This window comes from Flavobacterium sp. AC105 (assembly GCF_979258495.1).
The window spans coordinates 2771373-2784485 of sequence record NZ_OZ409860.1; the positions used below are offsets into that span (position 1 = coordinate 2771373).

The window sequence follows — 13113 nt, forward strand, 5'->3', positions numbered from 1 at the left end:
ACGATTATTTTACTTCTTTTGGAGTTTCGATCATAGCAAGGATTTCGCGTAATTCTGCTGCCGAAATTTTTTCTTCTTTGGCAAAAAATGAAACCATGCTTTTATAGGAACTATTGAAATAATTATCAATTGCCGTGCTCATAAATTCTTTTCTGTATTCTTCAATACTCACAATAGGATAATATTGATGTGTGTTTCCAAAAGCATTATGACTCACATAACCTTTCTCTTCCAGATTACGCACAATTGTCGAAAGCGTGTTGTAATGTGGTTGATCTTCAGTAATCTCTGCCTGAACTTCTTTTACAAAAGCCTTTTTTAGCTTCCATAAAATGTGCATGATTTCCTCTTCTTTATTGGTTAATTTTTGCATGATTCTAATTTTTTAATGCAATTGAAATTACTTTTTAGTTTTAATTTCAACTACGCCATTTTCACCGTCTTCACCATATTTTACTGCAGCATTCGGACCTTTAATAACATTTATTGATTCGATTCTAATAGAATTAAGAGATTTCGCATCCTCTGTACTTAGATTGCCAATTGCTACTCCGTCAACAATATACAACGGATTTCCGTTTATTTTTACAGTAGTAGCAGTAGTAGTTTTATCATTAGCGTTTGCATTAACAGTAACATTTGTACTTGTATTACCATTTGTATTTGTGCTTACAATAGTGTGAGTAACGGCGTTAACATTGCTATCAGTTTTTGCGCTAGTATTAGAATTAATGTCAACATTAGTATTGGTTTTAGAGTTTTTTACTTTTATGATTTGAACTTTGCTGTTTTTATCCTTTAATTTAGATTCATCGATTTGATTATCTGTAATTAGACTGATTTTTTTAGTACCATCTTCATCGGTTACGATTACAACGCCGCAATCTTTGATACCTTTATTGCTTGCAACCGAAAAAACCTGATTTTCTTCTGCACCTCTTTTAACGTCTACTTTTATAGAAGTTAATTCATTAGCAGCGTTTCTTTCGATGTCAGATACAGTAAAATCAACATTATGATTTAGCTTTAGTTTTTCTGCAATTTCTTTCAATTCCTGATCTGTTGTGTTCTTTTTGATTTTGTAAACATCAACAGATTTGATTCCTTCTTTTGTGGTTGCAGCTTCTTTTTTGGTTTCCGGTTTTTCTTTTGCTATTACTTCAATTTGAAATAAAAATACAAAGGCTGCAAGAGCTGGAAATACAACATAATACTTAAATAAATTTCTCTTTTTTGATTGATTTTTGTTTAACATAATGATTCGTTTTTTGATTAATGATTGATAAAAATGATTGGTAATGGCGAGGCAATTTTCATGCGTCGTTATTTTTAAAAGCGTGTATTGATAGGCTTTTTTGTCGGATATTTTTTGAGCAGCTTCTTTGTCTGCAATAAATTCAAGATTTTGGGCAATAGCTTTTTTATAAAGCCAAATTATTGGGTTAAACCAAAAAAGGATACAAAATATTCTGGAAATCAAAACATCTATGGTATGATTTTGATCGCTATGAACTTTTTCATGTTCTAAAATACTTTCTAATTCTGAAGCCGTGTACAATGATGAGTTATAAACGATGTAATCAAAATAGGAGAAAGGGGCGATGTTTTCATTTACATCAACAAATTTAAAATCAGCTTGTTGCTTTACTTTTTTTCCTTTTAAAACCGAATTCAAACTATAGAAATCAATAGCAAATTTTATTAAAAAAGCACAGAAACCAATACTATATATAACAAGAGAAACTAAATCCCAATTTATTTCAAAAGCATTATTTACGATATTTTGCGTATGAATCTCAGTATAATTCAGATTGGAAGCCGGAGTTGGATCAACCCAAATTATTCTGCTGTAGACCAAAAGAGGCAATAAAACAGACGTTATTAATCCTGCTAATAAAAACCATCTGTTACTATTAAAGAAGGTTTCTTTGCGTAATAAAAAATAATAAGAGCAATAGAAAAGCAGAATTAATCCACTTGATTTTGCGATAAAAATAAAAAGTGCTTCCATAATGGTTATTTATTTTCTTTTGGATTTTCGATCATTGCCAGGATTTCTCTTAATTCTGCTGCCGAAATCTTTTCTTCTTTGGCAAAAAATGAAACCATATTTTTATAAGAACTATTAAAGTAATTGTCAATCGCAGTATTCATATACTTTTTGCTGTAAGCTTCTAAAGTAATGATTGGATAATATTGATGTGTGTTGCCAAAAGCATTATGTGCCACAAAACCTTTTTCTTCAAGATTACGAACAATAGTCGAAAGTGTATTATAATGCGGTTGATCTTCAGTTATTTCTGCCTGAACTTCTTTTACGAATGCTTTTTTAAGCCTCCATAAAATGTGCATGATTTCTTCTTCTTTATTGGTTAACTTTTGCATGTCTTCTAATTTTAATTCAAACCTACAACTATTTTTCTAGTTACGCAACTATAAAAATAGTTATTTAACTAAAAAATACGTTTGATTGTTTTTAGATATAAAAAAATGTATTTTAAGTTGTTGTTTTTTAGTATTTTAAACGGTAATAAGGGTTTTAGCGTAAAGTGCACAAAGATTTTATGCAAAGTTTTATTTTGTATGGATTTTATAAAATAAAAAAGTTCGCAAAGCTTTTTATCGATACAGCTTTGCGAACTTTATATTTAAGTCCAGTATATAAAAAAGGCTTTGCGGACTTTGCGGTAAAATTTTTTAAACAAAGCTTTGTATTGATATAGCACTTTTAGCTAATCTTCTCCTCAAGCAATGCTTTTTTTATCCAAAAACAGCAAAGCGTAGCAAAAACGCCAATGCAAGCCATAAAAAGCCAGTTGATCTGATATCCTAATCTGGAAATAATTTCGAAACCAACTTTAGAACTAATGATATGTGCCAAACTAAAACTCATGGTATAAAGTGCCATATAACGCCCTTCCTGACCTTTTGGTGCGCGGCTTAAAGCAAAAGCATTCGAAAACGGAAAGGTTAAAATTTCACCTATCGAAATACAAATCATGCTGATAACCAAAATTCCGGCCCAGACATTAATCAATAATAAAAAGAAACTTGAGGCCATTATGAAAGATCCTAGAATAATGATTCTTATTTTAGGAAATCCTTTTCTTTCCATAAAACCAACCGTTGGCATTTCTAAAGCAAAAATTAAAAGTCCGTTTAGCGTCATTAATAATCCGGTTTGAAATTCAGACAAACCAAATTTCTCATTATGATATAAAGGTAAAGTCGTAAAAAGCTGAAAGAAAATCATTGCCGTAACGAAACTCACAAATAAGAAAACCCAAAAGATTTTATCATGAAAAACAGATTTTATATCCGCAGCGTTTTCTGTTTTATCGTCGTGCGCTACTTTTTTCTTTTCTTTTACCAATAAAGCAAAAATTGAAATCGAAATAATACAAGATCCGCCATCAACCCAAAATAATCCTGAATATCCAATTCCCATAATAATCAAACCTCCCAAAGCAGGTCCTGCTGCAAATCCTAAATTCACGGCCAATCGCACCAAAGTTAAGGCACGGGTTCTGTTTTCAGGCTTTGCATAAGCGCCTAACGAAACAAACATCGCCGGACGAAACATATCTGCAATCGTCATTAAAATAAACATCGCAACACAAAGCGCCCAAAAAGTGGTGATATATTGTACGAAAAAAAGGGAAACGCCACTGGTAAATAAACTAAAAATCATGATTTTGTAAAACCCGATTTTATCTGATAATTTTCCCCCAAGCCAGGAACCTAACATGGATCCTAAACCAAAAGCCACCATAATCCAACCAACCTGATTATAAGTAAAATGCAAGTCTTCTTTTAAATATTTTGATAAAAAAGGAAGTACCATTGTTCCTGCACGATTGATAAAAGTGACAATTGTAAGTATCCAAATTTCTCTTGAAAATCCTTTAAAATTATTGATGTAGTGGCTAAAAGCAGTTTTGAGCATTATAAATATGTTATTTGCAACAAAGTTAGGAAACTTTGTACGGATCTTCGGTTGCTGCTTTGTTACTTTTAAACTATTTTTGCAGAAAATTTCTAAGATGAAAAAAATTCTTGCCCTTCTTTTATTGCTGGCTTTTAATTTCGGCTTTAGCCAAAAGAAATTTGACCAAAAGGAGACTAAAAAATTTCAGTATAAAATTAATTCCGAATATGCTGACGCTAAGACAAGTCCGTTGATGGAAGAGGATTTGAAGACTTTTAAAACATTAGATTTTTATCCAATTAACGGCAAGTATTTTGTAAATGCAAAATTTGAAAAAGCACAAAATCAAAAAGCTTTTGAAATGAAAACTTCTACAAACAGAAAACCAAAATATATTAAATACGGAACTGTTTTTTTTAAAATTGATAATGTAAAATATCAATTAAACGTATATCAGGATATAGATCTTTCAAAAAATCCAGAATATAAAGACTATTTATTCCTGCCTTTTTCAGATTTAACTTGCGGAAAAGAGAGTTACATTGGCGGAAGATATATTGATTTAAAAACCCCAAAAGGAAATACAATTGCAATTGATTTTAATCAGGCTTACAATCCGTATTGTGCTTATAATCATAAATATTCTTGTCCGCTTGTTCCTTTAGAAAATGATTTGAAAATGGAAATTAAAGCTGGAGTAAAAACGTTTCATTAATGGAATTCTTTAATTTTCATACCCATCAATTTACAAATCAGTCCCATATTTTGGAATTGGTGAATCAATATCCGCAAGAATTTGATGCCTCGATTCCGTTTTATTCAACCGGAATTCATCCTTGGTATATTAAGGAAGATAGAATAGATGCCGATTTGAAAATTATTGAAGAAAAATTGCAAACCGAAAATTGTCTGGCAATTGGCGAATGTGGTTTAGACAAACGAATTGAAATTCCGTTAGAACTGCAAATTATAGTTTTTGAAAAGCAATTGGCTTTGGCCGAAAAATATAAAAAACCGGTTGTAATTCATTGCGTTGCCGCTTTTCAGGAAGTGATAGCGATTAAAAAGAAAATGAAGATTTCGGTTCCGATGATTATTCATGGTTTTTCAAAAAATAGTCAAGTCGCCAATCAACTTATTGCAGCAGGATTTTATATTTCTTTCGGAAAATATTTATTGAGAAATCCTGAATTAAAATCGGTTTTTCAAGGAATTCCCAACGATCGATTCTTTCTGGAAACAGATACAATAGAAGAAAATATTCAGCAGGTTTATGATTTAGGAGCAGAATATAAAAATATAACAATCAAAGAATTACAAGAGATTATCTCAAGTAATTTCAATATTGTTTTCGGAAATAAAACTTTGTCAAAGTTCTAAACTTTGACAAAGTTAGTAGCAATTAGGAACTTGAAACATAAAACAAATTAAACAAAAATAACAAATAAGAATATATGGCAGAGTGGACAGAAAGAGCCGAACTTTTATTTACAAAAGAAGGATTAGAAAACTTAAAAAACTCGAATGTTTTAGTAGTTGGTTTAGGCGGAGTAGGATCGTTTGCAGCTGAATTTTTGGCCAGGGCAGGAGTAGGAAGCATGACAATTGTTGACGGAGATGTGGTTGATATTACCAATATTAACAGACAATTACCAGCTTTGCATTCGACAGTTGGTCAGCCAAAAATTACTATTGTTGGAGATCGTTTAATGGATATTAATCCGGAATTGAAACTAACCCGTGTTCAGGAATTTTTATCTCCGGAACGTGCTTTTGAAATCGTTTCTCCTGAGTTTGATTATGTTTTGGATTGTATTGACAGTATTACGCCAAAACTAAATTTAATCATTGCAGCAAAACGCAAAAGAGTTAAAATCATAAGCAGTATGGGCGCTGGTGGAAAAATGCTGGCTTCAAAAGTAAAAGTGACTGATATCTCTAAAACTATAAATTGCTATTTTTCTAAAGCAATTAGAAAACGTCTGAAAGCAGAAAAAATCAATAAACTAAAAGTAGTTTTCTCCTCTGAAATTCAGGATGAAAAAAGCTTAAAATTAACAGACGGAAAAAACTTTAAAAAGTCTTTCTACGGAACCAACAGTTATATGCCGGGATTGTTTGGACTTTACGTTGCCGAAACCGTAATTAGACATTTGCTTAAGAAAGAGTAGAAGTTTGTTTCAGGTTTTCTTCGTTTCAGGTTTTAAGTTTTGGATACGTACGAACTTTGTCAAAGTTTTAAACTTTGACAAAGTTACCGCAAACAGCGAACTTGAAACCTGAAACAAAAAAAAACAAACCAAAAATCTTAGAGCCTTAGCAACTCAGAACCTTAGTAACTTTATAAAAATGATAAAAACAGTAATTTTCGACATGGATGGTGTAATTGTAGACACTGAACCAGTTCACCGTTATGCTTATTACAAACAATTCTCAGAATTAAATATTACCGTAACCGAGGAAATGTATACTTCGTTTACCGGATTTTCCACCCGAAATACGTTTCAGACTTTGAAGGGATTTTTTCCAATAATCGAACACGAGGTTGAAGATTTGATTCAGAGAAAAAGAAGCATTTTTAACGATGCTTTTGATACTAAAGAAGATTTGTATTTGTTAGAAGGTGTTGAAGATTTGATTAAAGATTTATATGCGAGCGGAATACAATTGATTCTGGCTTCGTCAGCCTCTAAAGTGACTATTGATCGTGTGTTTACAAGATTTAATTTGCACCAATATTTTACAGATATTGTAAGTGGGGAAGATTTTCCACAATCGAAACCCAATCCGGCCATTTTTATTCATGCTGCTTCATTATCAATTGCCCCAAAAGAGAATTGTATTATTATCGAAGACAGTACAAATGGTGTACAAGCAGCAAAAGCTGCCGGAATTTATTGTGTGGGCTATAATAGTCATCATTCTAAACTTCAGGATTTATCAGATGCTGATTTGATTATCAATCATTTTAATGAATTGAATGCAGAAAAAATATCACAATTTCGGTCTTGAATTATGTAAAATTTAACATTTGTTCCCTAATTGAATTTGTAAATTTGAATGAAACAAAAAAATCATATAATGAAGAAACTACTTATTGCATTAGCTATTATTATAGCGCCTTTTGCTACAGAAGCACAAATAAAAACACCACAAGCGAGTCCAAAAGGGTATATTAAACAAACAGTTGGTTTGACTGATGTTGAAGTTACATACTCAAGACCAGGCGCGAGAGGAAGAGCTGTTTTTGGAAATTTAGTTCCGTTTGGTAAATTATGGAGAACCGGAGCTAATGAAAACACAATTATTAATTTTAGTGATGATGTTGTTATTGATGGTAAAACATTGAAAAAAGGGAAATATGCAATTTATACAATTCCTAAAATTGAAAGCTGGGAAGTAATTTTTTACCTTTCTACAGACAATTGGGGATTGCCAGAAAACTGGAGCGATGCTTATGTAGCTTTAAGAACTACTGTAAAAGAAGATGCGTTACCAACTCCGGTTGAGACCTTTACAATTGGAATCAATGGTTTAGATCCTAATTTTGGGTATTTAGAAATGGCTTGGGAAAACTCTCATGTAGCTTTGAAATTTGAAGTTCCAACTGCAAAAAATGCAACTGCAAGTATTGAGAAAGTTTTGGCAGGACCAACTTCAAATGATTATTATTCTGCAGCACAATATTTGTTTCAGGCAAACGGAAATATTGAAACTGCAAGAACTTACGTTGATAAATCATTGGATATGGTAACTGAAAAACCATATTTTATATTAAGATTAAAATCTCAGATTCAGGCAAAACAAGGGGATAAAAAAGGAGCTGTTGAAACTGCAAAAGCTTCTCTTGCCGCTGCTGAAGCTGCAAACAACCAGGATTACGTAAAACTAAATAAAGATAGTATTGCTGAATGGAGCAGATAATAATTCTTTGAATTATTAAATTCCAAATTTTAGAAAATCCAAATTCCAATTCATATTGGGTTTTGGATTTTTTTTATAGACGTAGCCACAAAGTATGTCATCCCGACGCACGATGGATCTCCGCAAGTAGCTCGATAATTTGGAAAATAATACTTTGTTAGTTTCTTACCAAGATCCCTCGTGCCACGGGATGTCAAAATTTTTGTCAAAGTTTTAAACTTTGACAAAGATAGGGCGAGTGAAAATTTTAGCTTTAATAATAAATAGACAGACTTGTCTGTTTTTGAAAATAATTATTATATTTGTATATCTTAAAATGATAATTAAATGCTACCTAAAGAACGAATCTTAGCAAAAACGTTTACTTTATTCCACAAGCAAGGTTATAATGCGACGGGAATCAATCAAATTATTGAAGAGGCAAAAGTGGCGAAAGCAAGTTTTTACCAGCATTTTAAATCTAAAGAAGATTTGTGCGTTGCTTTTTTGAATCAGCGTCATTTGTTTTGGTTTGATGAATTGCAAAAATTTACTTTGAATAAGGAAAATTCTAAATCAAAGGTTTTGGCTTCATTTGACTTTTTAATCTTTATGAATAAAAATGAAAATTTCAGAGGCTGCAGTTTTCTTAATATCCTTTCGGAAATCCCATCGGATAATGTAAAAATTCTTAGTGTTATTCAAAGTCATAAAAATGATTTGCGGAATTATTTTCGTGAATTTATACAAGATAATCTTTTGGCAGATCATATTTACTTGCTTTTTGAGAGCAGTATTATTGAAAGCCAACTGTTTAAATCAAATGAACTTATCGAACAATCCAAAAAAATTATTCAAACTTTAATTTTATAATTATGGAACAGAAATTACCATTGCCGCCGTTTACTTATGAAACAGCAATAGAAAAAATTCAGTTAGCAGAAGATGCCTGGAATAGTCAGGATCCGGAACGTGTTTCAAAAGCTTATACTGTTGACAGCGAATGGCGAAACAGGGATAAGTTTGTAAACGGAAGAGAAGAAATCGTCTTATTTTTAACCCAAAAATGGGAAAAAGAGAAAAATTACAAACTAAAAAAAGAATATTGGGCGCATACGGACAACAGAATTGCCGTACGATTTGAATATGAATATCAAAATCCTGAAGGAAACTGGTTTAGAGCGTACGGAAATGAAAATTGGGAATTTGACGCAAATGGCTTAATGCAAAAAAGATATGCCAGTATAAATGATCTTCAAATTAGCGAACAAGAAAGAAAATTTAAATAAAATTTTAGTTTAGACTTGGGGATTCGGGAATTTTAATACTTCTCTTGGGTTTCTTTACAATCAATAAATAAAAAGTAATTCCGCCCAAAATAATCAGCAAAGCAATTTGAAGTTGGCCAAGACTATTGTTTCCGTTATACATGGCATTAGCGTTGGCTAATTTCGCTTTGCCTTCTGTGATCTGAATTTGTGATAATAAATCCAGTGTTTTCAAAGCCTGATCGGTAGTTACAACTATTTGTTCCCAGTTTTTAGTTTGCGTTTCCTGATTAATTATGATGCAGGATGATAAAAAGTTCTCGAAATATATTTTTTCTTTGGGAGTTAAAACTGTTTTGGCATATAAATCATCAATGGTATGGATGTTTTTTAAAGTATTTAGAATCTCATTTTTTTTAATATCATCAGCGAGGTTCCTTTTTTCGGCTTTAGCTTTTATAAAATGAAGTTCTTCTGAATATTGAAAAATATAATGGGCGACAACCAAACGGTCTTTATAAATTGCGTTGATATTCTCGTTTACCTTTTTTGAGTTTTGCAATGTATTGAAATTACTCAGAATAATAATCAGCATGACGATAAGCAAAATGAAAGCAGCTTTGGTTTTATTGCTATATTTTTTAAGATCTTTCATAATGATGCGTTTTAGTGACTATGTAACAAAAGTTAGTTACTCAAAGATAAGCTTTTACTGGAGCATCTTATTTTTAGTTAGTTCCATGCTTTTTATTGTTGCAATAGGTACTATTGTGATAGTTTTACTTCCTTTCTCTATATAAAAATAATACAGGCTATTGGTATTAATTAAATGGATTTGTTGCGATTCTCCGCTGTTATAATTCAATTTGTAATTATACTCTAATTTGTTTTTCTTGATTTTTTGGGATGTAAAGTATCCGCCGGCAAGTCCATATCCCAGAAAAAAAGAAGACAATACAATCGCAAGGGCTTTTATTGAAATGTCAATATAATAACTTTTCGTTTCTTCTGTCGTAAATCCGTCTGTTGTTTTTAATTCAAATGCTTTTTGAACGAATTTAAGATGGTTGTATTTTAATAATATTTCAGGTAAGTAATAATGAAAAGCAAATAAAGAAAGTATGGCTATTAAAATTACCGGGTTTGAAGTAAATTCAGCAATTGGACTAATTAAAATATCCATTATTGTAGAATATTTTAAGATATTTATTCCAAGTTGATAATAGAAGAAACACTCTTTTAATATTCCCATTATGACAAGGAAAAGATAACCCAGAGGAAGTAATTTTTGAATGTCGTCAGAAAATTTCATTTAGTAAATATTGTTTTGGATAATACTAAAATAAGGTTTTTTCTATTACAAACGCTAAATAAGTAAATCGTCAAAGAATGTTGATTAATTATAATTTTTACTTTTGTTAATCAACAGCATTGTTTGTTTGTTTGTTTACAATTTCTTGCACTTTTGATTCAAATAGTGACTTAGTACAAGTAGCGATACTAATATAAACGATATGATTATCATCTTCTAAATTTTTATTTTTTTCATCAGCATCTAAATAACTATCCATTCCGGAAATTATATATATTGGATTTCCTTGTCGAAATAATTGAGTTGCAATTCCTATTAATCTTTCTTAGGCTACAAAATCGAGATCTTTTTCTTTATAACAAAATAGTGCCATACAATACGGAATAGAACAGAATTTTACATTGTTAAATATTGGATACTTTTCTAATATGTCGTTGCCTTGATTTAGATTCTCAAAACATTTTGAATAAAGTTGATGTGGAATATCTTGTACTTCGTCATTTTCAGAAGAACTTTGGCTTTTAACCTGAATACAAAAAAGCAACAAGGCAATTAGAATGAATTTTTGAAACATAATTCTATAATTAATTATTTAGTCATTATAGATTTTTTTGCCAGCAATAAGAATATCACGAAAGCTATATTAAGTATCGGAACAAAATTAAAAATAACAAAGGTCGGATTTGCATTCAAATCTCTTAATCTTCTTGTGGTAACAGCTTGCATAGGAACAAAAGTCATTAATAGAATAAAACAAGAATAAAATATATTAAGAATCTTTTCATTATCTAAATTTACATTCTGGTATAAATCAAGAGCCAGATAACACATTAAAATATGAGCTAAAAAATATATTCCATATTCGATTCTTCCTGATTTGCCAGTTAGAGAAGAATAAAGAAATATTATGTTTTTTAGATTAGTCATAATTTTAAAATTGCTCCAAAATCACATCATCAGAATCTGTCTTCTTTCTAAAAAAAACAAATTGCATAAACAGCGATAAAACGATTGTCAAAATTGCCCCGATGAAATTCAGCCATAAATAACCTAATTTTTCCTGACGGTAAATCATGAAATAATAAATGATAAAAATCGTGATTTGGCTAATGATAGCGCTGTAAAACATAGGTTTTGCTGTTACACGTCTTAGGTAAAATCCAACTAAAAAGATTCCTAAAACAGTTCCGTAGAAAATTGAACCAATAATATTTACTAACTGAATTAAATTCTCAAATAAAGTTCCAACACAGGCAAAAAGTATGGCTACAATTCCCCAGAAAAGCGTGAAGAATTTGGTTGCATTCAGATAATGTTTCTCTGATTTTTCGGTTTTCAGATTTCGTTTATAAATGTCGATTGCCGTTGTAGAAGCCAAAGCATTTAATCCCGAAGCCGTCGATGACATTGCTGCCGAAAGAATTACAGCCAATAATAATCCGATAAGGCCTTTTGGTAAATAATGCAGAATGAAGTGGAAAAAGACATAATCTTTATCGTTAGTTTCACTATTACTGTCTGCTTTTGTAATTATTTCTTTGGCGCGATCGCGTAAATCCTTTTCTTTATTGGACAAAGTAACTAATTCTTTACGCAAAATCGGATTGTCAAAATCCTGATTTAACTGATCGATATACAATAAATTAATGACCTTTTTATCTTCTGAAAGTGTATTTAATTTTTTCTCTAAAGCATGATATTCTTCTTTATAAGCCGATTTTTCAATGACAATTTTATTATTCGGATTAAAATTTAAAGGAACCGGATTAAATTGAAAAAACACAAAAACCATAACTCCGGTTAACAGAATAAAGAATTGCATCGGAACTTTTAAAAGTCCGTTCATGATTAATCCCATTTGGCTTTCACGAATCGATTTTCCGGATAAATAACGGCCAACCTGAGATTGATCTGTTCCAAAATAGGCGAGTGCCAGGAAAAAACCACCCGTAATTCCGCTCCAGAACGTATATTTTTCTTCAGGATTAAAAGAGAAATCGACAATATTCATTTTATCATTTGCGCCCGCAATATGCAGTGCACTTGTAAAAGTCATATCGTTTGGCAAATAATGCAAAATCAGGAAAAATGTAATAAACATTCCGGACATGATTACAAACATTTGCTGTTTCTGGGTTACATTTACGGCTTTTGTTCCTCCAGAAAAGGTATAAATGATCACAAGAACACCAATCATAATGTTCATTGCCGTTAAATTCCAGCCTAAAAGTGCTGATAAAATAATGGCAGGAGCATAAATGGTAAGTCCTGTTCCTAAACCTCTTTGTACCAGGAATAATATAGCCGCGAGAGAACGTGTTTTAAGGTCAAAACGTTTCTCAAGAAATTCATAAGCTGTAAAAACTTTATTTTTATGATATAATGGAATGAATGTCAAGCAAATAACAACCATTGCAATTGGTAATCCAAAATAGAATTGCACAAAACCCATTCCGTCATGATAGGCTTGTCCCGGAGTTGACAAAAATGTAATGGCGCTGGCTTGTGTTGCCATAACCGAAAGTCCGACTGTGTACCAAGGAGTTTCGTTGTTTCCCAGAATAAAATCTTCAACGGTTTTACTTCCTCTGGTTTTCCAAGAGCCATATCCTACAATAAATAATAGTGTGACAATCAGTACGATCCAATCAAATAGTTGCATAGGTTATGAGTATAATTGCATGATTAAGAAAAAAATCAGA

The 13113-nt window shown here is 31.4% G+C and carries 17 protein-coding genes; 7 read left to right on the forward strand and 10 right to left on the reverse strand.

Annotated features, from left to right (window positions below; all coding sequences use genetic code 11):
* Positions 1 to 4: 4 nt before the first annotated feature.
* The 4 genes from ACZ0AH_RS11470 to ACZ0AH_RS11485 form a co-directional block, all read right to left on the reverse strand.
* Positions 5 to 373, reverse strand: a complete 369-nt coding sequence (locus tag ACZ0AH_RS11470; RefSeq protein WP_463475934.1) for a BlaI/MecI/CopY family transcriptional regulator — start codon at positions 371 to 373, stop codon at positions 5 to 7.
* A gap of 27 nt (positions 374 to 400) precedes the next feature.
* Complete coding sequence (locus ACZ0AH_RS11475) at positions 401 to 2011, reverse strand: M56 family metallopeptidase (RefSeq protein WP_463475935.1); 1611 nt, start codon at positions 2009 to 2011, stop codon at positions 401 to 403.
* Positions 2012 to 2016: 5 nt separating this feature from the next.
* Entirely contained in the window at positions 2017 to 2385 is a 369-nt protein-coding gene (locus tag ACZ0AH_RS11480; RefSeq protein WP_463475936.1) for a BlaI/MecI/CopY family transcriptional regulator, read from the reverse strand.
* 343 nt (positions 2386 to 2728) lie between these two features.
* The gene (locus ACZ0AH_RS11485) at positions 2729 to 3946 is read right to left on the reverse strand and encodes an MDR family MFS transporter (protein ID WP_463475937.1); all 1218 of its coding nucleotides are present in this window, start codon (positions 3944 to 3946) and stop codon (positions 2729 to 2731) included.
* Positions 3947 to 4043: 97 nt separating this feature from the next.
* Here ACZ0AH_RS11485 and ACZ0AH_RS11490 point away from each other — a divergent pair, with 97 nt between their 5' ends.
* From ACZ0AH_RS11490 to ACZ0AH_RS11520, 7 genes are all read left to right on the forward strand, one after another.
* Positions 4044 to 4643 (forward strand): DUF1684 domain-containing protein, encoded by a 600-nt coding sequence (locus ACZ0AH_RS11490; protein ID WP_463475938.1) that lies wholly within the window; start codon positions 4044 to 4046, stop codon positions 4641 to 4643.
* Positions 4643 to 5308 (forward strand): TatD family hydrolase, encoded by a 666-nt coding sequence (locus tag ACZ0AH_RS11495; RefSeq protein WP_463475939.1) that lies wholly within the window; start codon positions 4643 to 4645, stop codon positions 5306 to 5308. Before ACZ0AH_RS11490 ends, ACZ0AH_RS11495 begins: the two co-directional genes overlap by 1 nt.
* A gap of 74 nt (positions 5309 to 5382) precedes the next feature.
* On the forward strand, positions 5383 to 6099 hold the full coding sequence (locus ACZ0AH_RS11500; protein WP_463475940.1) for a tRNA threonylcarbamoyladenosine dehydratase: 717 nt from the start codon (positions 5383 to 5385) through the stop codon (positions 6097 to 6099).
* Positions 6100 to 6277: 178 nt separating this feature from the next.
* Positions 6278 to 6940: an HAD family hydrolase gene (locus ACZ0AH_RS11505; RefSeq protein WP_463475941.1), complete on the forward strand. Its 663-nt coding sequence runs from the start codon at positions 6278 to 6280 to the stop codon at positions 6938 to 6940.
* 69 nt (positions 6941 to 7009) lie between these two features.
* Complete coding sequence (locus ACZ0AH_RS11510; protein ID WP_463475942.1) at positions 7010 to 7852, forward strand: DUF2911 domain-containing protein; 843 nt, start codon at positions 7010 to 7012, stop codon at positions 7850 to 7852.
* Between the two features lie 327 nt (positions 7853 to 8179).
* A complete protein-coding gene (locus ACZ0AH_RS11515; RefSeq protein WP_463475943.1) occupies positions 8180 to 8704 on the forward strand; it encodes a TetR/AcrR family transcriptional regulator in 525 nt (174 codons plus the stop codon).
* Positions 8705 to 8706: 2 nt separating this feature from the next.
* Positions 8707 to 9120, forward strand: a complete 414-nt coding sequence (locus ACZ0AH_RS11520) for a nuclear transport factor 2 family protein (protein WP_463475944.1) — start codon at positions 8707 to 8709, stop codon at positions 9118 to 9120.
* A gap of 4 nt (positions 9121 to 9124) precedes the next feature.
* On the opposite strand, the gene ACZ0AH_RS11525 is transcribed toward ACZ0AH_RS11520, so the two are convergent.
* From ACZ0AH_RS11525 to ACZ0AH_RS11550, 6 genes are all read right to left on the reverse strand, one after another.
* Positions 9125 to 9754 carry an MCP four helix bundle domain-containing protein gene (locus tag ACZ0AH_RS11525; RefSeq protein ID WP_463475945.1) on the reverse strand — a complete coding sequence of 210 codons (630 nt, stop codon included), beginning with the start codon at positions 9752 to 9754 and terminating at the stop codon, positions 9125 to 9127.
* A 54-nt stretch (positions 9755 to 9808) separates the two neighbouring features.
* The gene (locus ACZ0AH_RS11530) at positions 9809 to 10411 is read right to left on the reverse strand and encodes a hypothetical protein (RefSeq protein ID WP_463475946.1); all 603 of its coding nucleotides are present in this window, start codon (positions 10409 to 10411) and stop codon (positions 9809 to 9811) included.
* Positions 10412 to 10517: 106 nt separating this feature from the next.
* Complete coding sequence (locus ACZ0AH_RS11535) at positions 10518 to 10670, reverse strand: hypothetical protein (protein ID WP_463475947.1); 153 nt, start codon at positions 10668 to 10670, stop codon at positions 10518 to 10520.
* A gap of 66 nt (positions 10671 to 10736) precedes the next feature.
* Entirely contained in the window at positions 10737 to 10985 is a 249-nt protein-coding gene (locus ACZ0AH_RS11540; protein WP_463475948.1) for a hypothetical protein, read from the reverse strand.
* 14 nt (positions 10986 to 10999) lie between these two features.
* A complete protein-coding gene (locus tag ACZ0AH_RS11545) occupies positions 11000 to 11338 on the reverse strand; it encodes a DUF805 domain-containing protein (RefSeq protein WP_463475949.1) in 339 nt (112 codons plus the stop codon).
* A 4-nt stretch (positions 11339 to 11342) separates the two neighbouring features.
* The gene (locus ACZ0AH_RS11550; protein ID WP_463475950.1) at positions 11343 to 13073 is read right to left on the reverse strand and encodes a sodium:solute symporter family protein; all 1731 of its coding nucleotides are present in this window, start codon (positions 13071 to 13073) and stop codon (positions 11343 to 11345) included.
* Positions 13074 to 13113 lie beyond the last annotated feature (40 nt).